Annotated in this window: 25 protein-coding genes; 11 read left to right on the top strand and 14 right to left on the bottom strand. The window is 60.4% G+C overall.

What is annotated here, in order from left to right; genetic code table 11:
* Nucleotides 1-40: 40 nt before the first annotated feature.
* The 4 genes from ACN0RV_RS09465 to ACN0RV_RS09450 all read left to right on the top strand — a co-directional run bounded on the left by ACN0RV_RS09465 (nt 41) and on the right by ACN0RV_RS09450 (nt 4919).
* Entirely contained in the window at nt 41-1492 is a 1452-nt protein-coding gene (locus tag ACN0RV_RS09465; RefSeq protein WP_417347373.1) for a DUF4397 domain-containing protein, read from the top strand.
* A gap of 107 nt (nt 1493-1599) precedes the next feature.
* Nucleotides 1600-3195, top strand: a complete 1596-nt coding sequence (locus ACN0RV_RS09460; RefSeq protein ID WP_417347372.1) for a M28 family peptidase — start codon at nt 1600-1602, stop codon at nt 3193-3195.
* A gap of 15 nt (nt 3196-3210) precedes the next feature.
* Nucleotides 3211-4017 carry an ABC transporter permease gene (locus ACN0RV_RS09455; RefSeq protein WP_417347371.1) on the top strand — a complete coding sequence of 269 codons (807 nt, stop codon included), beginning with the start codon at nt 3211-3213 and terminating at the stop codon, nt 4015-4017.
* Entirely contained in the window at nt 4014-4919 is a 906-nt protein-coding gene (locus ACN0RV_RS09450) for an ABC transporter ATP-binding protein (RefSeq protein WP_417347370.1), read from the top strand. The genes ACN0RV_RS09455 and ACN0RV_RS09450 overlap by 4 nt, the downstream gene beginning before the upstream one ends.
* Nucleotides 4920-4986: 67 nt before the next feature.
* On the opposite strand, the gene ACN0RV_RS09445 is transcribed toward ACN0RV_RS09450, so the two are convergent.
* From ACN0RV_RS09445 to ACN0RV_RS09430, 4 genes are all read right to left on the bottom strand, one after another.
* Complete coding sequence (locus tag ACN0RV_RS09445) at nt 4987-5682, bottom strand: PepSY-associated TM helix domain-containing protein (protein ID WP_417347369.1); 696 nt, start codon at nt 5680-5682, stop codon at nt 4987-4989.
* Complete coding sequence (locus ACN0RV_RS09440; protein ID WP_417347368.1) at nt 5682-6206, bottom strand: FMN-binding protein; 525 nt, start codon at nt 6204-6206, stop codon at nt 5682-5684. The genes ACN0RV_RS09445 and ACN0RV_RS09440 overlap by 1 nt, the downstream gene beginning before the upstream one ends.
* A 1-nt stretch (nt 6207) precedes the next feature.
* Nucleotides 6208-7410 (bottom strand): porin, encoded by a 1203-nt coding sequence (locus ACN0RV_RS09435; protein WP_417347367.1) that lies wholly within the window; start codon nt 7408-7410, stop codon nt 6208-6210.
* A 436-nt stretch (nt 7411-7846) separates the two neighbouring features.
* A complete protein-coding gene (locus ACN0RV_RS09430; protein ID WP_417347366.1) occupies nt 7847-8635 on the bottom strand; it encodes a ParA family protein in 789 nt (262 codons plus the stop codon).
* Nucleotides 8636-8813: 178 nt separating this feature from the next.
* Here ACN0RV_RS09430 and ACN0RV_RS09425 point away from each other — a divergent pair, with 178 nt between their 5' ends.
* Nucleotides 8814-9266, top strand: a complete 453-nt coding sequence (locus ACN0RV_RS09425) for a hypothetical protein (RefSeq protein WP_417347365.1) — start codon at nt 8814-8816, stop codon at nt 9264-9266.
* Nucleotides 9267-9310: 44 nt separating this feature from the next.
* Here ACN0RV_RS09425 and ACN0RV_RS09420 read toward each other — a convergent pair whose 3' ends face one another.
* The gene (locus ACN0RV_RS09420) at nt 9311-10108 is read right to left on the bottom strand and encodes an SDR family NAD(P)-dependent oxidoreductase (protein WP_417347364.1); all 798 of its coding nucleotides are present in this window, start codon (nt 10106-10108) and stop codon (nt 9311-9313) included.
* Between the two features lie 97 nt (nt 10109-10205).
* On the opposite strand from ACN0RV_RS09420, the gene ACN0RV_RS09415 reads away from it, so the two are divergent.
* Complete coding sequence (locus ACN0RV_RS09415) at nt 10206-11021, top strand: class I SAM-dependent methyltransferase (RefSeq protein ID WP_417347363.1); 816 nt, start codon at nt 10206-10208, stop codon at nt 11019-11021.
* Here ACN0RV_RS09415 and ACN0RV_RS09410 read toward each other — a convergent pair.
* A complete protein-coding gene (locus ACN0RV_RS09410) occupies nt 11014-11547 on the bottom strand; it encodes a thioredoxin family protein (protein ID WP_417347362.1) in 534 nt (177 codons plus the stop codon). The genes ACN0RV_RS09415 and ACN0RV_RS09410 overlap by 8 nt on opposite strands.
* A gap of 222 nt (nt 11548-11769) precedes the next feature.
* Here ACN0RV_RS09410 and ACN0RV_RS09405 point away from each other — a divergent pair, with 222 nt between their 5' ends.
* The 3 genes from ACN0RV_RS09405 to ACN0RV_RS09395 are packed head-to-tail and all read left to right on the top strand — an operon-like array spanning nt 11770 to nt 13091.
* Nucleotides 11770-12186: a hypothetical protein gene (locus ACN0RV_RS09405; protein ID WP_028108734.1), complete on the top strand. Its 417-nt coding sequence runs from the start codon at nt 11770-11772 to the stop codon at nt 12184-12186.
* Between the two features lie 56 nt (nt 12187-12242).
* Nucleotides 12243-12773: a methyltransferase domain-containing protein gene (locus tag ACN0RV_RS09400; protein WP_417347361.1), complete on the top strand. Its 531-nt coding sequence runs from the start codon at nt 12243-12245 to the stop codon at nt 12771-12773.
* 24 nt (nt 12774-12797) lie between these two features.
* Nucleotides 12798-13091 carry a hypothetical protein gene (locus ACN0RV_RS09395; RefSeq protein ID WP_286341614.1) on the top strand — a complete coding sequence of 98 codons (294 nt, stop codon included), beginning with the start codon at nt 12798-12800 and terminating at the stop codon, nt 13089-13091.
* Here the strand turns inward: ACN0RV_RS09395 and ACN0RV_RS09390 are convergent.
* The 8 genes from ACN0RV_RS09390 to queA all read right to left on the bottom strand — a co-directional run bounded on the left by ACN0RV_RS09390 (nt 13088) and on the right by queA (nt 20425).
* Nucleotides 13088-13975 (bottom strand): siroheme synthase, encoded by an 888-nt coding sequence (locus tag ACN0RV_RS09390; RefSeq protein WP_417347360.1) that lies wholly within the window; start codon nt 13973-13975, stop codon nt 13088-13090. The genes ACN0RV_RS09395 and ACN0RV_RS09390 overlap by 4 nt on opposite strands.
* Entirely contained in the window at nt 13975-14343 is a 369-nt protein-coding gene (locus ACN0RV_RS09385; protein WP_417347359.1) for a rhodanese-like domain-containing protein, read from the bottom strand. The genes ACN0RV_RS09390 and ACN0RV_RS09385 overlap by 1 nt, the downstream gene beginning before the upstream one ends.
* 9 nt (nt 14344-14352) lie before the next feature.
* On the bottom strand, nt 14353-14661 hold the full coding sequence (locus tag ACN0RV_RS09380; protein WP_028108738.1) for a putative signal transducing protein: 309 nt from the start codon (nt 14659-14661) through the stop codon (nt 14353-14355).
* 197 nt (nt 14662-14858) lie between these two features.
* Complete coding sequence (gene secF / locus ACN0RV_RS09375; protein WP_417347358.1) at nt 14859-15803, bottom strand: protein translocase subunit SecF; 945 nt, start codon at nt 15801-15803, stop codon at nt 14859-14861.
* A gap of 9 nt (nt 15804-15812) precedes the next feature.
* Nucleotides 15813-17654 (bottom strand): protein translocase subunit SecD, encoded by a 1842-nt coding sequence (secD, locus tag ACN0RV_RS09370; RefSeq protein ID WP_417347357.1) that lies wholly within the window; start codon nt 17652-17654, stop codon nt 15813-15815.
* Nucleotides 17655-17675: 21 nt separating this feature from the next.
* A complete protein-coding gene (gene yajC, locus ACN0RV_RS09365; RefSeq protein WP_028108741.1) occupies nt 17676-18005 on the bottom strand; it encodes a preprotein translocase subunit YajC in 330 nt (109 codons plus the stop codon).
* 27 nt (nt 18006-18032) lie between these two features.
* Nucleotides 18033-19157, bottom strand: a complete 1125-nt coding sequence (gene tgt / locus ACN0RV_RS09360; RefSeq protein WP_286341608.1) for a tRNA guanosine(34) transglycosylase Tgt — start codon at nt 19155-19157, stop codon at nt 18033-18035.
* Between the two features lie 203 nt (nt 19158-19360).
* Entirely contained in the window at nt 19361-20425 is a 1065-nt protein-coding gene (queA, locus tag ACN0RV_RS09355) for a tRNA preQ1(34) S-adenosylmethionine ribosyltransferase-isomerase QueA (protein ID WP_417347356.1), read from the bottom strand.
* A 158-nt stretch (nt 20426-20583) separates the two neighbouring features.
* Between queA and ACN0RV_RS09350 the strand changes: the two genes are divergently transcribed.
* Both ACN0RV_RS09350 and ACN0RV_RS09345 read left to right on the top strand, forming a co-directional pair.
* Nucleotides 20584-20940: a hypothetical protein gene (locus ACN0RV_RS09350; protein WP_417347355.1), complete on the top strand. Its 357-nt coding sequence runs from the start codon at nt 20584-20586 to the stop codon at nt 20938-20940.
* Between the two features lie 39 nt (nt 20941-20979).
* Nucleotides 20980-21567, top strand: coding sequence for an ACP phosphodiesterase (locus ACN0RV_RS09345; protein WP_417347354.1), 588 nt, complete (start codon nt 20980-20982; stop codon nt 21565-21567).
* The last annotated feature ends 11 nt before the right edge of the window (nt 21568-21578 follow it).

Below are 21578 nucleotides of genomic sequence, written 5' to 3'. Positions count from 1 at the left end.
CTCCGTAATTTTCCAGGCTTATTCCTGATGGAGCACCATGATGAAACTCTTACCCCTATCCGCAATTCTGGCCGCCTCGGCCCTGATTCTGACCGGTTGTGATGACGACGATGACGATCCGGTCGTTGTCCCACCGCCAGAGCTGACCATGAGTTATGTGCGCGTCATCCACGCCTCGCCGGATGCGCCCAAGGTCAATGTCCTGGTGGACGAAGCCACCGTGCTGTCCGAGGTGGATTATCAACAAGCCTCCGCCCTGCTGGCCCTGCCCTCCGGCAGCCACCGCATCCAGGTAGAGGGCATTCTGGCGGACGGCACAACGGCCACCGTCTTCGATGCGACCCTGACCCTGGATCCGGACATCGAATACAACATCACCGCCACCGGCCTGGTGGCCAGCCTGCTGGCAGGCAGCGGCCCCACCCCATTTGCCCCAGTGGTTGTCCCTCGGAATCTGCTCACCGAGGATGCCACCATGTTGAGACTGCAGGTGGCCCACGCCGCACCGGCGGTAGGCAATGTGGGGGTTCACCTCACCGGACCTGACGATGAGCTCAGCGCCGCCACCGAACTCACCGAACTCGACTTCGGCGAATTCACCGAGACCCCGGTGATGGTGGATACCGGCACCTACCGCGTCCGCCTGACTGACCCCGATGATGCGTCCATCGTGGCTTACGACAGCGGCGCCCTGCCCCTGACCGACCCGGCAGACCTCTTCATCGCCGCAGTGGCCAACACCCAGAGCGGTGCGGCCCCGGTCAATCTGCTGGTGGCAGACAATGCCGCCGATGACAACGGCAATGACGCGGCAATCATTCAGGATGCCAACTTGGGCAGTGGCCTGCGCGCCACTCACGGCATCAGCGCCGTCGGCGGTGTGGACATCTGGGTGAACGGTTCGGCCCCGGAGATGGGTTCCCCCCTGTACAACCTGACCTTCGCCAATACCACCCCGGCCCAGGGTTACCTTGACCTGGCCTCAGGCGACTATCGGATTCAGGTTGCCCTCAATGCCACCACGGACGTGGTGATCGACATCCCCGCCCTGACCCTGATGCCCGGTCGAGCCTACAGTGCCACCGCCGTCATCGACGCCATGGGTGCCCCCACCCTGTGGGCCCTGGAAGAAGATCTGCGCAGCATCGCCACCGAGTCCAGGTTGCGTGTCCAGCACGGCAGTCAGTCCGCCGGTAACGTCGACATCTACCTGAGTGCCGACACCACCCCGGACGAGGGCGACATCAAGCTGTCTGATGTGCCCTACCTGGCGGAATCCGGCATCCTCGGCATTCCTCCGGGCACCTACAACCTGATGATCACCCCGGCAGGGGATGCGGCCACCATCGCGGTAGGACCGGCGGCCCTCACCTTCGAAGCGGGCATGCGCTACACCGCCATCGCCGTGGACGACCCTGACAACGTCACCGGTCTCGCCACTCCCGGCATCGACATCGGTGTCATCGGACTGGACGGCCTGGCATCCGAGTAACCCTTCGGGGAGGGCGCCCGCCCTCCCCTCTGTGCCTTATCCCCACCCTGTGTTAGTGTTGACCGATTAAAACAAATAAAGAAATCAACATAAAAGAAGGACACAGGATGTTTGCGTTCCCCACAAAGTCCTGGGCGGCCCTGGCGCTGACCCTGGGCATCAGCACCGCTGCAACGGCAGCAGACCCGGAGTTTGATAAGCAGCAGCTGCGTAGCCACATCAAAACCCTCGCCTCAGACCAGTACGGCGGACGCGGTCCCCTGACCCAGGGAGAGACCCTGAGCATCGACTACATCGCCAAGGAGTTTGCCAAGCTGGGGCTGACACCGGGCAATGGTGACAGCTATCTGCAACCTGTGCCCCTGGCCAAGGTTACCGCCGATCAGGCGATGACCCTGACCCTGGGGGATCTCACCCTGACCAACGGCAGTGAATTCACCGCCCGTACCCAGCAGATCACCCCACGCATCGAACTGAACGACTCGCCCATGGTGTTTGTCGGCTATGGCATCAACGCCCCGGAATATGGCTGGAATGACTACGACGGACTGGACGTCAAAGGCAAGACCGTGGTGATGCTGGTGAACGATCCCGGCTTTGCCACCCAGGACCCCGCCCATTTCAAGGGCAACGCCATGACCTACTATGGCCGCTGGACCTACAAATATGAGGAAGCGGCCCGCCAGGGCGCCGCCGCCGCCCTGATCATCCACCAGACCGACGCCGCCGGCTACGCCTGGGGCGTGGTGGAGAACTCCAACACCGGCAGCAAGTACACCCTGGTGGATGACAACAACAACGCCGGCGACTTGCCGGTGATGGGCTGGTTGCACCAGAGCGCCGCCCAGAAGCTGTTCACCCAAGCCAAGCTGGATATGGCCGCCCTGTCCGACGCAGCGGCCAAACCCGGGTTCAAGGCCGTGCCCCTGCCGGGCAAGGCCAGCCTCAAATTCGACAACAGCACCCATATGGCTGAGTCCCACAACGTTCTGGGGCTGCTCCCCGGCAGCGAGACCCCGGAGGAGGTGGTGATGATCCACGCCCACTGGGACCACCTGGGCACCAATGAAACCGAGGGTCACATCTACAACGGCGCCATCGACAACGCCACCGGAGTGGCCGGGGTCATTGAACTGGCCCGGGTACTGAGCAAACAAAACCGCCAAAGCCCCTTCAAGCGCAGCATCCTGTTCAGCAGCTTTACCGCCGAGGAGACCGGCCTGATTGGTGCCAGTCACTTCGCCGCCCACCCCACGGTGCCCAGCAGCCAGATTGTCGCCTTCCTCAACATCGACGGCATGAACGTCGATAACGCCCTGGACTACATCCTGCGCTACGGCGATGGGGTGTCTGAGCTGGAGGGTTACCTGCAGGAGGCCGCCGCCAGCCAAGGGCGTAAGGTCAAGCCAGACCCCCGCCCACAGGCGGGCCTGCTCTATCGCAGCGACCACTTCGCCATGGCCAAGGTCGGCGTGCCCGGCCTGCTGTTTATGAGCCTGGGAGACAATGACCCGGATTACATCCCCCACAGGTACCACAAGCCGGGGGACGACTATAACCCGGAGTGGACCCTGGAGGGGATGCAGCAGGACCTCTCCCTGATGGCGATCATTGCCGCCCAACTGGCCAACAATGGCGACTGGCCCAAGTGGCTGGAAGAGTCTGAATTCAAGAAGCGCCGTGCTCAAGACGGCCGACAGTAACTACGGAGGAACCCTGTGTCCCTGACCCATTTGCGGCTCACCGCCGTCTTCGAGCTGAGGCGGCTGTTTGCCACCCGCCGCGGCGCCCTTTGGCTGCTGGCCTTCGCCCTGGTGTGGGGCCTGCTGCTGCGCTACCCCATCCTGGGCGCGGCCGACCTGATGCGCAGGGACGACATGAGGGAGTTCTTTATCTCCCTCTCCCCGGATGGCCTGAGTACCCTCTATCTCTGGTCCAGCCCCGAACTGGCGGTGTTCTGGGTCGCCGCTCTGGTGCTCTACCCCATGGCCACCATCGGCCTGGCGGCGGATCAGATGGCCTCGGATCTGCAGCGGGGCACCCTGAGGTTTCTGACCCTGAGGGTCAGCCGTGACAGCCTGCTGCTGGGGCGCTTCCTTGGGATGCTGGCGATCCAGCTGATGATGGTGCTCGCTTCCTTGGCCGGCACCCTGGGGCTGGCACTGTATAAAGGGGCGCCGCTGATGCCGGTACTGGGACAGAGCGCCCTGGTCACCCTCAACCTGATGCTGGTGCTGCTGCCCTTTACCGCTACCATGGCCCTGCTCTCCCTGCTGGCCAAGTCCGGCCGTCAGGCGGTGGTACTGGCCACCCTATTCTGGCTTATGACGCCCCTGGCCATCGGCCTGCTCTCCATGGCCTGGCAGCCGTTTGAACAGCTGTTGCTGCTGATCCCCGGAGGCCAGATCAAGGACCTGATGGTAATGACCCCAACCGGCGCCCTCACCACCAGCTGGCTGCCCCTGGCCCAGACCCTGGTGATGATGGCCCTGGCCCGAGTGACCCTGGTAAGGAGCGCCCTATGAACCTGATGATTGAAGCCAGGGGGCTGACCAAGAGCTATGGCAGCAAAATCGCCCTGGACGGGGTGGACCTGAACCTGGCTGCCAGCGGCAGCATCGCCCTGGTCGGCCCCAATGGCGCCGGCAAGACCACCCTGATGTCCCTCATCTGCGGCTACCTGAGGCCCAGCAAGGGCGAGATCCGGGTATTGGGAGAGGCCCCAGGCGGCAGCGCCCTGCTGGGGCGCATCGGTGCCCTGCCCCAGGACGCCCAGTTGGATCCGGGGTTCAGTGTCGGCATCCAGCTGTCCCACTACGCCGCCCTCCAGGGAATTCCCAAGCCCAAGGAGGAAGCGCGACGGGTGCTGGAGCTGGTGCAGCTGTCGGAGACCTTCAACAGCCTGCCCCAGTCCCTGAGTCACGGCATGCGCAAACGGGTAACCATCGCCCAGGCGCTGATCGGTCAGCCGGAGTTGGTGCTGCTGGATGAGCCCACCGCCGGCCTGGATCCCGCCAACGCCCGGGCGGTACGAGAACTGGTCAACCGCCTGCGCGGCCAGTGCCGCTTCATCATCAGCTCCCACAACCTGGAGGAGCTGCAAAAGATGTGCGACACCGTGCTGCACATCGATCACGGCAGGCTCAGCAACCAGGTGGCGGTAGACGATGCTGGCCAGGAGGGGGCCCTCACCCTCACTCTGGCGCCCGGCATCGAAGATCAACAGTCGGTGCTCACCCAGATTGCCGGCGTACGTCAGGTGACCAAACGTGACCGGGATGAATACCTGGTGCGCTACGACCTGACCACCCACCCGGACTTCGATCTGGAGCTGCTCACCGCCCTCAAGGCCGCCCGCATCCCCTACCGACGCCTGGCCATTGGCCTGAGCCTGGAGGAGCGGCTGTTTACCCCGGAGCAGGCCTAGCGCCCGACTTCAGAGTGACAAAAAAAGAGGACGCCAAGGCGTCCTCTTTTCATGAGATTGTTTCCCGCTAACGACGCCGTCCCCAGATAACAAAGCCGGTGCAGGCGATGCCGATGGCCATCAGGGCCACGGCGCTCATCAGCCACTCGCCCAGAGGGCCGAAGATGCGGCCACTGTGCAGAGCCAGGATCAGTCTCTCGACACTGACCCCACTGTGGCTGTCCTCTATCTCCCCGGGCAGGCTGGCCTGAGTAAACTTCACCGGCCCCTGAACCAGGGTAGCTTCGGCAAGTTCAGGCTTGGCTTCAAGCCACCAGTCCAGTTGCCAGAGGCGCCCCTCACGCCCTTTCAGTAGAGGCAGTCCCGCCGCCGAGGTCCCCGCCAGGGCAAGCCCCTCGAGGGGGACACTGTCCACCAGTTCCCCTTCCGGGGTCAGCAGCCACAGCTGCCCCTGGTCACTGACCAGCATCGACTCCTCACCCACTACCACTCCCTGAACCTCGCCATCCAGCATCGCCAGATGACCTTGTCTGGAAAGCAGACGGTTATCCACCTGATACAGGCCCTGCTCCTCGGCACCGGAGACGGTGGGCTGGGGCAGATCCGCCAGGGAATACCAGAAGGCACCGGTGAGCAGGGGTTTATCCAGCCCCAGCCGGTGACCGTGTTGCAGTATCAAGCCAGTGCAGGCCAACAGCAGGATCCAGGCGCACACCAGGATACCTATCCTGCTATGCCATCGGGTGAGGGTTCGGGTTTTCATCACTTCACATGGTCGGCCAGGAAAAGAGCCATTTTAGCGGTTCGATTCATGGCGTGCACCGACAATGTCGCTCCGCTGATGCCATCGATGATCTCTGACAAGGCATCACCATCCAGTGACACCCCCTGATATTGACGGGTGAAGGCGTCGCGGTGGATCTCCCAGCCCCGGTGTTCACGGAACATCAGCACCCTGGCTTGAATGATGGTGCCATTCTCCACCACATAGCCAAAGGTGATGGGCTGATCCTTACCCACAGACTCCAGCACCCAGGCGGTGCGTCCCTGGTCATGCCAGTAACGCACCCGCAGCTTGGGATAGCGTTCGCCAATCAGGGCCTTAAGCTGATTCTTGAGTTCACCCTTGAGCCAGACCGTCCCCTGCTGAGGCTGACCGTCGCCGAACGCCTGAGCCAGGAACGCCTCCTGAGTCAGGTACTCGGTGGCCGCTTTCGCACTAAAGGTCAGCACCAGGGCCAAGATAGCAAACAGGGGGCCTAGGCCCCCTTTGAAGTTTTTCAGCATCTTAGAAAGAGTAACCTACGCCCAGGTTGAAGCCCTTCTGATCTTTGCCGCTGTCGTTGTCCTGAATCTGGTAGTCAGCCTTGAACACAACGCGTGGGTGCAGCCAGTAGTTGATACCAAAGTCGGTCTGGGCCTTGGCGCTGTCGGCGCTGTCACCAGCCTGGTTGTCCCAGGTGCTGTAGCGGGCGAATACGCCCAGCTTCTCGGTAACCTTGTAGCTAGGCTCCAGGTACCAACCGGTCTGCTCATCGGCGCCAACGGACTCAGGACCGTTACCGTCCAGGGTCCACATGGCGTACAGGCCGCGCAGGGCGAAGGCGTCGTACTGCCAGTCGAAGTGACCTTCAACCAGGTAGGCACTGCCGGCGTCGGCATCGGCGGACTGGGTGATTTCGCCCTGGTACTGGAAGCTACCACCGATGGTCAGACCGGGAACACCAGCGTAGGACACGGCGATGGTGGCCGCCAGATCTTCAGCGTTGGCCTTGGCCACTTTCTGACGACCGGAACGGATGGAGTACTTGGAATCGGCGCTGGTTTCCAGGCCGCTGTGTACGAAGCCCTGAACGGTTACACCGTTATCCAGACGACCGATAACACCGGTACCGGCTTCCCACCAGGTGGTAGGCAGGATGTACTTCTCTACGTTGTTACGCTCAACACCGTAGAAGGTGTCAGGCTCGTGGGTCTCGTTCAGCAGGCCAACGGGCAGCAGGAACAGACCGGAACGGGAGGTCCAGTTGTCGGAGAAATCCCAATCGATGTAAGCCTGCTCCAGCTCTACTTCACCAGGCTTGCCGTCACCGGACAGGGAGTGCTCCAGCTCAACCTCAGAGAAGAAGCGGATGTTGTCGGCAAACTCATAGCCGAACATCAGCACGAAACGGTGGAAGTCGATGGCCTTCTTGTCGCTGGCACCGCCCTCACCGGTCAGGTTGTTGTAGTGCAGTTCACCGTAACCACCGATGGAAACCTTATCCATGGCGCTGCTGCCGGAATCGGTTTCTACCGCTTCCACGGCCGCTTCTACCGCTTCCTGGTTCTCCTTTACCTGACGGCTCAGTTGCTCGATGGCAGCCTGCTGCTGTTTGATCAGGTCCTGCTGAGCTTTCAGCTGCTCCTGCACGGAGTCGGCGGCGAAGGAGGAGGTGGCGGTCAGGGCCAGAGCCACACCAGCTACAATGGGTTTCAACTTAAAGGTCATCATCGCTCCAGAAATTTTTTGTTGTGATTCAAGCCCTCTTGGACTTGGCTCTGGCGCAAATGATAGCCATTTTCATTATCATTGCTAGTTATTTTTGTGTTTTTTAAGTCGCCTTTGTTGCATGAAAGACCAGAAAAGGCCAAAGCAGCATAATATTCTGCGAGATCCCGGTCACACTGCGGCCATGCCGTTAAAAAAACGCCTTATATCAGTGAATTCTAAACAGTCATTTCAGCTGCAATAATGCCAGAGCCAGGAGTGATCCCGGTCGCGTTTATTAACATTGGCGCAAAAACGTAAAGGGGAGCATTTGCTCTATAAGCTCATGATTCAGAAGGGATATAGTCGGACGCGCATGCATCACTGTGTTAATCACCCGGGGGAAGAGGGAGAAACTGGCCGCCGCCCCGATTGGCGCGGCGGCAGCTAAAGGGGGCTAAACCTGGGCGAAGTCGGGCTCAAGCTCATGGAACAGCTCAACAAACTGACCGGTCAGCTTGTGCCCTGGTGCCAGGTGGATCAGCGGGGTTTGGGCCTGATGGGATTCCTTCATCTTCACCGACGAGGAGAGCCGGGTGCCAAACAGGGGCACCACATCCTGCTCCTCCAGCTCCGCCACCAGTTGCTGAGGCAAGCGTGCCTGGGCGTTAAACTGGTTAACCACCACCCCTTCTGCCATCAACTTGCCATTGTGATCGCTTTTCAGCTCCAGCAGGTTGTCCATCAGCCGGTGTATCGCCTGGGCGGAGAAACCGTCACAGTCAAAGGGAATCACCACCCGGTCGGCGGCAATGAGGGCCGATTTGGAGTAGAAGTTGAAGTTGGGCGGGGTATCGATGTAGATGCGGTCGAACTGCTTCTCCAGGGCCTTGAGGGCATCCCTGAGTTTGTAGATCTTGTAGCGCATCTCCAGCTCCCGCTCCAGGCTGGCCAGGGCCGGGCTGGCGGGCAGCAGGCTGAGGTTGTCGAACTCGGTCCTGTGCACATACTGATCCGGGTCCGGCAGAGAGCCAAACCAGCCCACGGTCTGCTTGAGCAGATCGGCCACCGTCTTGCCAGCGGGCAGGCTGGCTTCCTCCACCCCAAGGTAGTGGCTGGCGTTGCCCTGAACATCCAGATCCACCAACAGCGTTTTATAGCCCATGGCGGCACTGACCGCGGCCAGGTTGACACTGATGCTGGACTTCCCCACACCGCCCTTCTGGTTAAACACCACTCGTTTCATAGCCTTATCCCTAAGCGCTCACTTTTCACCCAATACTACGGCAGAGAACACTCCTTGTCAGCCGTTATTGAGTCATTGCTCCAACCGTCGGTGATGAGCCAGTGTAACGGGTGAGACAATCCCAACAGGCAAGGGTACACTTAGGCGCAACAGAGATGCTGACAAAGGTTTAGAGATCATGTCCGACATTCGCAGTTTCAGTCGTCGTCGCTGGGAAGTGGCCGATCTGGCTCAGGACCTGCAATCCCATATCGCCTCCGACCCCCTGGTGCACAACCTGTTCCACGGCGCCACCTCCCTGGATCAGGTGGTCAACCTGCTCACCAACCTGGTGTTGGCGGAAGACCCGGCCCTGCTGAGAGAGCAGGAACTGGATGAGGGCTCACTGCTGCAGATGCTCAGCATCGGCTTTAGGTTGATGGTGATTAAGAGTCTGGACCAGGGCCCGCTGACCCAGACAGAGCACCTGGTGTGCCTGTTGGCTCGCCACTACGCCACCAAGGAGTATGAGCCGCCTCTGCAACAGGGCTATCAGGCGATCGCCAGCCAGATCCTCGATCTCTATGAGCAGTGGGATGCCCAGATGCGCCAGCAACGCAGCGCCCAGCGCAACATGATGCGCAACAGCTGATAAAAAGGCGGCCATTGGCCGCCTTTCTTTTCTCGTCGCCCCCTTTACAAGGCGCGGATGATACCGCCCTCGACCCTCAGGGCCTGGCCATTCATGGCTCTGTTGCTGGAGAGGAATACGGTCGCCTTGGCCACCTCCTCCACCTGAACAAAGCGCTGCAGCAGGCTGGTGGGCTCATGCTCGCTGAAGTAGTTGTCGGTCAGCTCCTGAACCGGTTTGCCCTCGGACTCAGACAGGGTGCCAAAATAGTTCTCCACCCCTTCGGTCCAGGTGGGTCCCGGCAGCACCGAGTTCACCGTCACGTCCTGGCCCTTGGTCAGCTCCGCCAGGCCGCGGGACAGGGCAATCAAAGCGGTCTTGGTCACCGAATAGTGCACCATCTGCCCCAGTGGCTTGATGCCACACTCGGAGGAGATGTTGATGATGCGGCCATAGCCACGCTGCTGCATGACGGGCAGCAGGGCTCGGGAGAGGCGCACCGCACTCATCACGTTGACATTGAAGTAGTGCAGCCACTCCTCGTCACTGATCGCTTCAAACGCCTTCACCTCGAAGATGCCGGTGTTGTTCACCAGGATGTCGATGCCCCCAAGCTGGTCGCACTGAGTCAGCAAAGCCTGGGTCTGAGCGGCATCGGAGAGATCACCGGCAACAGCAAACACCCGGCCCGCTGCAGACATCTTGTCGGCGATCGCCACCGCCAGCTGATCGCACTTCTGCTGATCCCTACCGTGGATAATCACCTCAGCCCCCTCGGCCAGGTAGGCTTCGGCAATGGCCCGACCAATACCTGCGGTTGAACCTGTTACCAAAACCCGCTTATTCTCAAGCTGTAGCTGCATCTCTGGACTCCACTACTATTCATCTGAAGCTAGGAGTTTAGTCGCCAAGCCCTGATGTAAAAATTATCTTTGATAATATTTTTGATTACGAAATTTTATGGAAAAAACACCGGTACCCAAGGACCTGTTCTCCGGACACAGCAGGGAGTACGCCAGCTTCCGCCCTCACTACCCCACCGCTCTGTTCGAGCAGTTGGCCGAACTGGCTCCCTCCCGTTGCCTGGCGCTGGATTTGGCCACAGGCTCGGGCCAGTCTGCCGGCGGTCTGGCGCGTCATTTCACTCAGGTACTGGGGGCTGACCTCAGCCCTCATCAGCTGAGCCACAGTTGCCAGGCCAGCAACCTGAGCTACCTGGTGGCCCTGGGGGAGTCTCTGCCACTGCGGGACAGCTGTGTGGATCTCATCACCATCGCCCAGGCACTCCATTGGCTAAACCTTAAGTCACTGGGGCCAGAGGTTGCCCGGGTGTTGAAGCCCAACGGCATACTGGCGGTATGGAGTTACGGTAACTGCAGCGTCAACAATGACGTGGACAGGGCGGTACACCAGCTGTATGAAGAGGTACTCGGTTCATTCTGGACCCCGGAGCGGCGCTGGGTGGAGCAGGGCTATACTGGGCTCAGTCTGCCGCTTCGACCTCAGACGCCCCAGCTGACCACACTGAGTCACCACTGGAGCCTGCATCAGTTTATCGGCTACCTGCGCACCTGGTCCGCCTTGCAAAGCTATCTGCGCCAACATGACGAGGCGGCGCTGGCCCCCATCTGGGAGGCACTGGCCGGCGCCTGGGGCGATCCAATGCAACCGAGGGGGGTACACTGGCCGCTGACCTTGAGGCTGTTTCACAAAGCCGGCGACAAAGACTGCTCCATGAAAAAGCCGCCTGGCGGCGGCTTCGAAAAGATTACTTGAGGATATCGACCAGGGCCTGTTCCAATCCCCCCTTGGGGGCCCCTTCGATGCGCCCGACCTCCTTGCCGCCCTGTCGAACGATGAAGGTGGGGAAGGCCAAAACCTGTATTCCCTCCAGCAGCGTGCTGTCTCCGGCACTGCCTTTCTTATCCACCCCCACATACTGGGCAGTGATCTTGTCGTTCTCCGCCAGCTTGAGGATCTTCATCATCCGTGGCACCTGCTTCTGACTGGTGGGCTCCCAGGTGCCCAGCACCGCCAGGATCTCCACAGGTTCGGAGACAGTCTTCAGCGGCGCCATGGCGCTCTGGTCCACCTGGTAGGCCAGGTATTCACGGCCCATGGGGATCATCTCGAAGATCAGTTGCTGGCTGGTCAAAACGCCGGTCAGCTCGGCGGTCTCCAGGGGCATGGCGCCATGGGGGTTGGCTCCCGGGGCATTCTGCGGCATGCCATTGCCCATACCGGGCATGGCGGACACGCCACTGCTCATCACCAATGCACCCAGAATCAGTCGCTTCATCATGTTCCACTCCTCTTCGTCGCCATACAGCCGGATTCCCTACCCGGATTCATTTCAACTGTAAACCATAGGACAGAAAAAAATCTCATTCAGTTTCCGGGTATTTAAGGAATTTATTGTCGACGTGCGGGGGATCACGCCATCGGGGGGTGTTTGAGATAAGGCTGTCCACTCTTTCGAAAGCACTGTGATACCCTTGGGCAAATTTTTCCAGTGGATCCCCCCATGGCCAAGAAGCACGCCCACATCCCCGAGAAACAGTTCTGGATTCAGCGACTGGGTAAATCCAGCCTGCGCGCCCTGCATGTGCTGGGGATCATCGGCGCCAGTGGTGGCTTCTTCTATGAGGTGGAGAAGGCGCTGTGGCTGCCCTGGTGGATTCTGGCCATGAGCACCGGGCTGATCCTGATGGCCTGGGAGATCATCCGCTCCCCCCTGTGGCTGATTCAGATGAAAGGGGTACTGACCCTGGTCAAGGTGGTGCTGGTGGCCCTGTGCTACCCCTTCCCCCAATTCAAGGTACCGCTGTTCTGCCTGGTGGCCCTGATCTCTGTGGTCACCTCCCATGGCCCCGCCGGACTGCGACACTACTCCGTGGTGCACCGCAAGCGCATCGACGGTCCCAAGGAGATCAAGGGCTAAGCTTCAGGCTAACCCCTTTAAGGGTATACTGGGGGCGATTCGACAAGGAGAGCCCCATGCCCTGCACCCAGACCCCGGCGTCACTGATTACCGACAACCTGCCCCTGTTCGATACCCTTCCCCAAGGGCCCATACTGGACCTGGCCTGTGGCCATGGTCGTAATGCCCTCTACCTGGCCAGACAAGTCCTGCCCCTGTGGTGCTGCGACCGCAATGGCGACGCCCTGAGCCAGCTGCAACAGGCTGCGGCTGATGAACGATTGAATCTGGTCACCTGGCAGCAGGATCTGGAACAACCGGGGTGCTCCCCCTTGGGAGAGAGGCAGTTTGCCGCCATCTTAGTGTTCAACTATCTGCACCGCCCGCTGATGAGTGCCATAGAGCAGGCGCTGATGCCGGGCGGCCTGCTGGTGTACGAGACCTTCCTGGAACAACAGGCCAGCATCGGCAAGCCCAGCAACCCGGATTTCCTGTTAAAGCCCGGCGAGCTGCAACAACACTTTGCATCCCTGACCACTCTGCATTACGTTGAAAAGGAGCACAGCCAACCGCATCGCTTCACGGCGCAACTGATTGCCAGGAAGTGATCGGCACACAGATAAGGAGATAACGTGCTGCAGTGGTATCCGGACAGTTACCGAATCGGCCTGGCGCCGATATTAACCCTGATGATGGTGGTGTTTGCCATCCTGGTAAGACTGGTGATCCCTGAAGGCAACCACGCCTTCCAGTGGCCGCTGAACATCGCCATGGGGTTGATTGCCCTGCTCCACCTCTATCTGCTGGTGGACGACCGGGTGATGAAGCGTTCTGACGCCCTGATCTATGGCCTGGTGCACCTGTGCATGGCCTTTACCGTGTGGATCTTCGCCCTGATGGTGGTCACCGGAAACGATCTGTTCTAACCCGTGACCCTGCCGGACTCGACGCGCATGACCCGCGCCCCTTTCAGATGAGCGGTCAGGTCGGCCTCACTGCTCACCACCAGCATCACTTTCCCGCGAACCTCAGGCAGGGCTGAGTCGCTCACTTCCATGCGGCTGGCATCCCGGCGACACAGCTCATCCAGGGCCCGAGGCAGGGGCCCCTGATGCCACAGGGCATCACACTCCTGCATCAGCCGAACCGCTTTTAGCGGCAGCAGCTCCGCATCCTGATCGGCAGGGATCAACAGCACCCAGCCTGGCAGCTCCTCTCCCTCAAGGGCCGTTTGGAATCGCCCTTGGCTGCGCTGTTCGTCCCACTCCAGGCCATTACTGCCCAGGAACCGCTCCCAGACCGAGCGGCGTAGCTTCAGAGGAATGCGGTAGCGGGCCTGCCCCATAAAACGCGCCAGGGCTCCCAGGGACTCAGGTAACAGGGACTCGATGCGACGCCGAAGCTCCTTGACCAGCACCGGCGCCGCCCCTTCACTGCCGATGGCCACCACCATGGGTGTGCGGTCGACAATGGCCGGGGTGATCACCGTGCAGGATTCGGGGTCATCCACCACATTGACCCAGGCGCCGGCCTGGCGAGCCAATGCGGCCACCCTCCGGTTCAGGACCTCATCGTCGGTGGCGGCGATCACCCCGTGCTTCCCCCTCACCAGCTCATCGCTGAACTCCTGGGCCAGCCAGGTAAACTCCCCCTGACGGGCACTCAATTCACCGTTGAGTGCCGGGGAGACCAGGGTGATGGCCATCTCGCTACGCCGCCACAGTGACAGCTTGCGAGCAGCCACCTCACCACCGCCGACAATCAGTAGTTGACGCTCCCTGGTATCGAAAAAGAGGGGAAAGTAGCGCATCAGGCTTCCATGGGCAGGCTGCGGGCCATCCATTCACGGCGGCCGCCGATGAGAGAGTGCACCTGGGTGTACCCCATCTGCTCCAGGTTGTGTGCCGCCAGTACCGAGCGGTAGCCGCCGCCACAGTAGAGCACCAGCACACTGTCTTTATTGGGGTAGAGGGTTTCCACATCCCGCTCCATCACTCCGCGGCCCAGGTAGGCGGCGCCGGGGAGACGGTCGCTCTGCCACTCATCCTGCTCGCGGCAATCCACCAGGTGGTGTGGGGTGCTGGCATCCTGCCAGTTCAGCAGGGTATCGATGGAGATCTCATTGACTTTGGGGCGGAGGGAGTCCACCAGCTGTTCAAATCCGGGATTGTGCTTCATATGTAAGACCTATTTTTGGGGGACGCCCCCGCAGCGCCAACAGGTCTCGAAATGGCCATCGTTCTGCTCCCCACAGCTGGGACACTGCCAGGGGGCCTGACTCTGATGATACTGCTCCAAGACGGCGTTGGCTTTTTCCAAATGACGACGTTGCACCAACAAGCCGACCTCCTGACTGTCGACGGGTAGCTCACCGGTTCCGCCAGCCAGGGCTTCCCCCAGCAGTCGTACCATCACCCCCTGTTGCTCCAGCGCCCCCTTCAGGGCATGAGCCTCCAGGGCGTTACTGGCCCGGTATAACTCAACAAAGCTGTCCATAACCACACTCTAATCCTCGTGTCACTCCGTTCAGTGTCGACCCGCGGCAGGGCTTCTGTCAAAGTCCCAATCACCGCATTCCCGGCCAAGCACGTCACTGATCCTTTATGAGTTGTGCCCGGACATCATCTACAAAATGCCATAAAAAAGCCACCCCGTAGGGTGGCTTAGAGTTGAACAATGCGACTGGCACTGAATCAGGGCAGCAAGCTTTCCTGATCTGCACCCTCTTTTTCCACCACCACGGGCATCATGTGCTCGCGGGTCAGGCCCAGCTTGATGGAAGCGTAGCTGGCCACATAGATGGAGGAGAAGGTACCGAAGCCAATGCCCAGCAGCAGCGCGGTGGCGAAGCCGTGGATCATGGAGCCACCCTGAACGAACAGGGCAATCACCACGAACAGGGTGGTGCCTGTGGTGATGATGGTCCGGCTCATGGTCTGGGTCACCGAGGTGTTGACCACGTGTTCCGGGGTACCCTTACGCATCTTACGGAAGTTCTCCCGAACCCGGTCGAACACCACGATGGTGTCGTTGAGGGAGTAACCCACAACCGCCAGCACCGCCGCCAGCACCGTCAGGTCGAACTCCAGGAAGAAGAAAGAGAACACACCCAGGGTCACAGTCACGTCGTGCACCAGGGCCGCTACCGCACCCAGGGCCAGACGCCACTCGAAGCGAAACGCCACGTAGGCCAGGATGCAGATGATGGCGGTCAGTACGGCCAGGCCGCCCTGCTCTGCCAGCTCTTTACCCACCTGGGGACCGACGAACTCAACGCGCTTGATCACCGCGTCAGATTCCAGGCTGCGGGCCGCACCCTCGATGCGGGACACCATCTCGTTGCCCTTACCCGCCTTGGGCGGAACACGGACAATCAGGTCGGTGGCCGCGCCGAAGTGCTGGACGATCACCCCTTCCACACCCTGGGCTTCCACAGCCTTGCGCAGTTCGGAGGTGTCCTTGGCTTCGGAGTAGACAATCTCTACAACGGTACCGCCGGTGAAATCCAGACCCCAGTTGATGCCTCGGGTGGCCAGAGAGGCCACGGAAGCCGCCATCAGCAGCAGGGAGATCATACTGATCACCCGTGCATGCTTCAGGAAATCAACGGTCTTGTTCAGTTTTAACAGTTCAAACATGACAGCCCCTTAAATCGACAGCTTCTTGAGACGCTTGCCGCCCCAGAGACCGTTAACAACGGCACGGGTGCCGACGATGGCGGTAAACATGGAGGTGGCAATACCGATCATCAGGGTCACTGCGAAGCCCTTCACCGGCCCGGTGCCCACGGCGAACAGAATCAGCGCGGTCAGCAGGGTGGTGATGTTGGCATCGGCAATGGTGGAGAAGGCGTTGGCATAGCCCTCGTGGATCGCCTGCTGAACGCTGCGACCCGCCTTGAGCTCCTCACGGATACGCTCGAAGATCAGCACGTTACCATCCACCGCCATACCCACCGTCAGTACGATACCGGCGATACCGGGCATGGTCAGGGTGGCACCGGGGATCATCGACATGATGCCCACCATCAGTACGATGTTGGCCACCAGGGCGCCCACGGCAATGAAACCAAACTTACGGTAATAGACCGCCATAAACAGGATGGTGGCCACCAGGCCGGAGAGCATCGCGGCCATACCGTTGTCGATGTTTTCCTGACCCATGGAGGGACCGATGGTGCTCTCCTGGACGATGGTGATCGGCGCAATCAGGGCACCGGCACGCAGCAGCAGGGCCAGCTTCTGAGCCTCCTGAGGAGTGTCCAGGCCGGTGATGCGGAAGCTGCGACCCAGGCGAGCCTGGATGGTCGCGGTGTTGATCACCTCTTCGTGCTTATCGAACTTGGGAGAACCGTCGGGGTTACGCTCGCCGGTGGACTTGTACTCGATGAAGACCGTGGCCATCGCCTTGCCGATCTTGTCCCGAGTCCAGTCGGCCATCTTGTTACCGCCGGTGGCATCCAGGTTGATGCTTACCTGAGGCTGGCTGGTCTCACTGAAGCCGGACTGGGCGCCGGTGATATGGTCACCGGTGAGGATCACCCGCTTGTCCAGCAACACAGGGCGGCCATTGGAGTCTTCAAACAGCTGAGAACCCGGAGGCACACGGCCACGTACCGCGGCGCCCAGATCGGCGCCTTCGGTCACCATGCGGAACTCCAGGGTCGCCGTGGCGCCCAGAATTTCCTTGGCGCGGGCGGTGTCCTGAACACCAGGCAGCTCAACCACGATGCGGTTGGTGCCCTGCTGCTGAACCACAGGCTCGGCCACACCCAGTTCGTTCACCCGGTTACGCAAAATGGTGATGTTCTGCTGCAGGGCGTACTTCTGAACTTCGGCCAGATACGCATCGCCCATGGTGACGTGCAAGGTCAGTTCCTTGTCGTCGAACAGCAGGTTGGGGTTACGCTGTTTGAGGAAATCCTCCGCCTTGACCAGGGTCTCCTCGTCGCGGAAGCGGATCTCGATGCCCTTGGCACCGGCACGAATGCCGGCATAACGCAGCTTCTCACCACGCAGGTCGGCACGGAAGTCGGTGACCAGCTGGGTCTCCTGCTTGCGTACCGCTTCGCTCATGTCCACCTCCATCAGGAAGTGCACACCACCACGAAGGTCCAGACCCAGTTTCATCGGGCTGCCGCCGATGGCTGCCAGCCAGTCAGGTGTCGCCGGAGCCAGGTTCAGGGCGACGAAGTAGTCATCCCCCAGCTCCTTGGACACCAGATCCTTGGCCTTCAGCTGATCATCACCGCTGTTGAAACGTATCAGGATCTGGCCGTTTTCCAGCTCAGCCCGCTTGATGGTCAAACCCTGAGACTCAACCGCAGATTGCAGCCGGGTCAGGGTAGACGGAGTCACCTCGGCGTTACGGCCGGCGGAGATCTGCAGGGCAGGATCTTCACCGAACACGTTCGGCAAGGCGTAAAGAGCACCAATGGCGATGATGAACACCACCATCAGGCTCTTCCATAATGGATATTTATTCAGCACCGCTGTGCCCTCTCAACCAACTTACAGAGACTGCAGGGAACCCTTAGGCAGAACAGCAGTGATAAAGCTCTTCTGGATGGTCACGTTAGTCTGATCGTTCAGGGACAGAACCACGAAATCATCGTCCTCTTTGATCTTGGCGATCTTGCCAACCAGACCACCGTTGGTCAGGACCTCGTCACCCTTGCTCAGGGAGGACATCAGGTTCTTGTGATCCTTGGTGCGCTTGGCCTGGGGACGGTAGATCATGAAGTAGAAGATCAGACCGAATACCACCAGCATGATCAGGGTTTGCAGACCGCCACCCTGGGGGGCGGCACCAGCTTCAGCGTATGCCATTGGAATTAACATAGTGGTTCTCTTTTAGTTCTCTGTTAGTCAATCGTTTAAAGGCGGCACAGGGCGGCCCAGCTTGGAATAGAACTCTTCGACAAAGTGCTCTAATTTACCCTGCTCAATAGCCCCCCGCAAACCTTCCATCACCTTTTGATAGTAACGAAGGTTGTGGATGGTGTTCAGTCGGGCGCCCAGAATCTCGTTACAGCGATCCAGATGGTGCAGGTAGGAGCGGCTGTAGTTCTTACAGGTGTAACAGTCACACTCGGCATCCAGCGGGCGGGTGTCGTCCCTGTGCTTGGCGTTACGGATCTTGATCACCCCTTCGGAGGTGAACAGGTGACCGTTACGGGCATTACGGGTGGGCATCACGCAATCGAACATGTCGATACCACGGCGCACGCCCTCCACCAGATCCTCCGGCTTGCCCACGCCCATCAGGTAACGGGGCTTGTCTTCGGGGATCTTGGGGCAGATGTGTTCAAGGATGCGGTGCATGTCCTCCTTGGGCTCCCCAACCGCCAGACCACCGACGGCGTAACCGTCGAAGCCGATGTTCATCAGTCCCTCGAGGGACTCATCACGCAGGTGCTCATAGACGCCGCCCTGGATGATGCCGAACAGGTTGTTGGGGTTCTCCAGCTTGTCGAAGGCGTCACGGGAACGCTGAGCCCAGCGCAGGGACATGCGCATGGACTTGCCCGCTTCCTCTTCGGTAGCCGGATAGGGGGTGCACTCATCGAAGATCATCACGATGTCGGAGCCCAGGTGATACTGGATCTCCATGGACTTCTCGGGATCCAGGAAGATCTTGTCACCGTTGATGGGGTGACGGAAGTGCACCCCGGCTTCGGTGATCTTACGGATGTCCCCCAGGGAGAACACCTGGAAACCGCCGGAATCGGTCAGAATCGGCTTCTGCCAATTCATAAAATCGTGCAGGTCCCCATGCTTTTGCATGATCTCGGTGCCGGGACGCAGCCACAGGTGGAAGGTGTTGCCCAGGCAGATCTCAGCGCCTGTGGCCTCCACCTCTTCCGGAGTCATCCCCTTGACGGTGCCATAGGTACCCACGGGCATAAAGGCCGGGGTTTCTACTGTGCCCCGCTCAAAGGTGAGGCGACCACGGCGTGCGCGGCCATCGGTGGTGATCAGATCGAACTTCATTACATCCTCTTTGTGCCAGATAAACAGTCTGACGAAATACACATGCCCTTGGCATGAAATACAAAATGTGGATTCAGGTAGCGGATTTCAAGGGAGCCAGTGAGATGGGGATCAAAAAACCCCTAAAACCTGGGCCTCTGGGGCTCCGAATGCCGAAAAACAGAGCGCCGCCCAGGGGCGGCGCATCAAATCTGGACCGGGATCTACTCCACCTCGCCGTGGAGCTTCTCGTCCCGGTTGATGAACATGGCATCACCATAACTGAAGAACCTGTACCGGTTCTCAACGGCATGCCGATAGGCGTTCATCACATTGTCCTGACCGGCAAAGGCACTGACCAGCATGATCAGGGTGGACTCGGGCAGGTGGAAGTTGGTGACCATGGCATCCACCAGCTGGAAACGGTAACCGGGGTAGATGAAGATGCTGGTGTCGGCGGCGAACGCCTCCAGCACTCCGGTCTTGGCCAGGGTCGCCTGGGCGGCAGACTCCAGTGAGCGCACCGAGGTGGTGCCCACGGCCACCACCCGGCCGCCATTGGCCTTGGTGCGGATCACCGCGTCCACCACCTCCTGGGGCACTTCCGCCCACTCGGAGTGCATGTGGTGGTCTTCGACCTTGTCGACCCGCACCGGCTGGAAGGTGCCCGCCCCAACGTGCAGGGTCACATAGGCAAACTCCACTCCCTTGGCCTTCAGCTTGGCCATCATCCCCTCATCGAAGTGCAAGCCGGCGGTGGGCGCCGCCACCGCGCCGGGGCGCTGGTTATAGACGGTCTGATAGCGTTCCTTATCGGTCTCCTCATCGGGACGGTCGATATAGGGGGGCAGGGGCATGTGGCCGATGGCATCCAGAATGGAGAGGACCGGGGTGTCGCCGTGGAACTTGATCTCAAACAGGGCATCGTGGCGGGCCACCATGGTGGCGCTGATCCCCTGATCGAACACCAGCTCGGTGCCGGGCTTGGGCGACTTGGAGGAGCGCACATGGGCCAGCACCCGACGGGTGTCCAGCACCCGCTCCACCAGCACCTCAATCTTGCCGCCTGAGGCTTTTTGGCCATAGACACGGGCGGGAATCACCCTGGTGTTGTTGAACACCAGCAGATCCCCGTCGTGGAGCAGGTCCAGCAGGTCCGGAAACTGACTGTCCACCAGATGGCCGCTGTTGCCATCCAGATGCAGCAAGCGCGATGCGCTGCGCTCCTCGGTGGGATAGCGGGCAATCAGTTCATCGGGAAGGTCAAATTGGAAGTCAGCAACCTGCATACTCATCTACTCTGTGGCATCACCCCTTAGGGCGGGGGCGCTAGTCTAAGAAGTGAACGGGTCATAATCAAGTTTTCCTATCTTTACCCACTGCGGACAGCGGTTGACACTCTCCTCCATAGAATAGGAGCTCCTGATTGCAAACGGAGATACCCACCATGCGTAACCTGATTTTTTCCCTGCTGCTGGCACTGCCCCTGACCCTGCACGCCGGTGAAGCCAACGAGCTGGCCCAGGAGATGACCGACCGCCTCACAGAGGCCTTGTCTCTGACCGAGTCACAACAGGCCGAGGTCCTGGAGCAGCAGACCCGTTTCAGTGACACCCTGCTCACCCTGAAAGAGAGCGGCGGCAGCCGTCGTGACAAGGGACGACAGATGCGCGACGCCGCCGAAGCCCGGGATGAGGCACTCCGGGAGATTCTCACCGAGACCCAGTGGAAGGAGTATGAGGTGATTCGCGACGAGCAGAAACAGAAGATGCGCGATCAGATGAAACAACGCCGCAGCAACTGAAGCCTTGCCGCCATAGCGCCCTGGGGCTAAGGTGAGCCCATGAACTTCCTCGCTCACCTGCATCTGGCCCACATTACCGACACCAGTCTGGCCGGCGCCCTGGCCGGGGATCTGGTCAAGGGCCCCATCGACCACCTGCCCCATCCTCTGCAGCAGGGGATCTGGCTGCACCGCCAGCTGGACAGCCGCATCGATGCCCAGCCACAGATGCAGACCCTCAAGGCGCTGTTCCCCCACCCCTACCGCCGAACCGCCGGCATCCTGCTGGACATGGCCTTCGACCACCAGTTGGCCAGTCACTGGTCCGGTTATCACCACGACTCGCTGGAGCACTTTTGCCAGCAGAGCTACCACACCCTGCTGACCGACCCCCAGCTTCCGCAGGTCGGCCACCGGCTGGTCAGCAACATGGCCAGGGGCGACTGGCTGGGCAGTTATCGCTACCGGGAGGGGATCGCCCTGGCGGTCAACGGAATCAGCCGCCGCCTGAGCCGGCCGCAGCTGCTGGAGGGGGGCGACGCGGTGCTGTGGCAACACCATGAAGAGATCAGTGACACCTTCATGGAGCTCTACCCGAAGATGATGGACTATGCCCGGCAGAGGGCGCTTGAGTGGCCCAACCGCTGAGCATCAACCGG

The sequence above is a fragment of the Ferrimonas sp. genome (genome assembly GCF_048263965.1).
Taxonomy (GTDB): Bacteria; Pseudomonadota; Gammaproteobacteria; order Enterobacterales; family Shewanellaceae; genus Ferrimonas.
The sequence above is the reverse complement of the archived record's forward strand: the minus strand, read 5'-3'. Positions and strand labels throughout refer to the sequence as shown.

Excerpts from the sequence above, each read along its gene's own strand:
- ACN0RV_RS09430 (WP_417347366.1), bottom strand. The coding sequence starts at position 8,635 with ATGAAACGAGTGGTGTTTAACCAGAAGGGCGGTGTGGGGAAGTCCAGC.
- ACN0RV_RS09450 (WP_417347370.1), top strand. The coding sequence starts at position 4,014 with ATGAACCTGATGATTGAAGCCAGGGGGCTGACCAAGAGCTATGGCAGC.
- ACN0RV_RS09345 (WP_417347354.1), top strand. The coding sequence starts at position 20,980 with ATGAACTTCCTCGCTCACCTGCATCTGGCCCACATTACCGACACCAGT.
- ACN0RV_RS09350 (WP_417347355.1), top strand. The coding sequence starts at position 20,584 with ATGCGTAACCTGATTTTTTCCCTGCTGCTGGCACTGCCCCTGACCCTG.
- tgt (WP_286341608.1), bottom strand. The coding sequence starts at position 19,157 with ATGAAGTTCGATCTGATCACCACCGATGGCCGCGCACGCCGTGGTCGC.
- yajC (WP_028108741.1), bottom strand. The coding sequence starts at position 18,005 with ATGTTAATTCCAATGGCATACGCTGAAGCTGGTGCCGCCCCCCAGGGT.
- ACN0RV_RS09460 (WP_417347372.1), top strand. The coding sequence starts at position 1,600 with ATGTTTGCGTTCCCCACAAAGTCCTGGGCGGCCCTGGCGCTGACCCTG.
- ACN0RV_RS09405 (WP_028108734.1), top strand. The coding sequence starts at position 11,770 with ATGGCCAAGAAGCACGCCCACATCCCCGAGAAACAGTTCTGGATTCAG.
- ACN0RV_RS09465 (WP_417347373.1), top strand. The coding sequence starts at position 41 with ATGAAACTCTTACCCCTATCCGCAATTCTGGCCGCCTCGGCCCTGATT.
- ACN0RV_RS09435 (WP_417347367.1), bottom strand. The coding sequence starts at position 7,410 with ATGACCTTTAAGTTGAAACCCATTGTAGCTGGTGTGGCTCTGGCCCTG.
- ACN0RV_RS09440 (WP_417347368.1), bottom strand. The coding sequence starts at position 6,206 with ATGCTGAAAAACTTCAAAGGGGGCCTAGGCCCCCTGTTTGCTATCTTG.
- ACN0RV_RS09415 (WP_417347363.1), top strand. The coding sequence starts at position 10,206 with ATGGAAAAAACACCGGTACCCAAGGACCTGTTCTCCGGACACAGCAGG.
- ACN0RV_RS09420 (WP_417347364.1), bottom strand. The coding sequence starts at position 10,108 with ATGCAGCTACAGCTTGAGAATAAGCGGGTTTTGGTAACAGGTTCAACC.
- ACN0RV_RS09380 (WP_028108738.1), bottom strand. The coding sequence starts at position 14,661 with ATGGACAGCTTTGTTGAGTTATACCGGGCCAGTAACGCCCTGGAGGCT.
- ACN0RV_RS09390 (WP_417347360.1), bottom strand. The coding sequence starts at position 13,975 with ATGCGCTACTTTCCCCTCTTTTTCGATACCAGGGAGCGTCAACTACTG.
- queA (WP_417347356.1), bottom strand. The coding sequence starts at position 20,425 with ATGCAGGTTGCTGACTTCCAATTTGACCTTCCCGATGAACTGATTGCC.
- ACN0RV_RS09385 (WP_417347359.1), bottom strand. The coding sequence starts at position 14,343 with ATGAAGCACAATCCCGGATTTGAACAGCTGGTGGACTCCCTCCGCCCC.
- ACN0RV_RS09425 (WP_417347365.1), top strand. The coding sequence starts at position 8,814 with ATGTCCGACATTCGCAGTTTCAGTCGTCGTCGCTGGGAAGTGGCCGAT.
- ACN0RV_RS09400 (WP_417347361.1), top strand. The coding sequence starts at position 12,243 with ATGCCCTGCACCCAGACCCCGGCGTCACTGATTACCGACAACCTGCCC.
- ACN0RV_RS09445 (WP_417347369.1), bottom strand. The coding sequence starts at position 5,682 with ATGAAAACCCGAACCCTCACCCGATGGCATAGCAGGATAGGTATCCTG.
- secF (WP_417347358.1), bottom strand. The coding sequence starts at position 15,803 with ATGTTTGAACTGTTAAAACTGAACAAGACCGTTGATTTCCTGAAGCAT.
- ACN0RV_RS09410 (WP_417347362.1), bottom strand. The coding sequence starts at position 11,547 with ATGATGAAGCGACTGATTCTGGGTGCATTGGTGATGAGCAGTGGCGTG.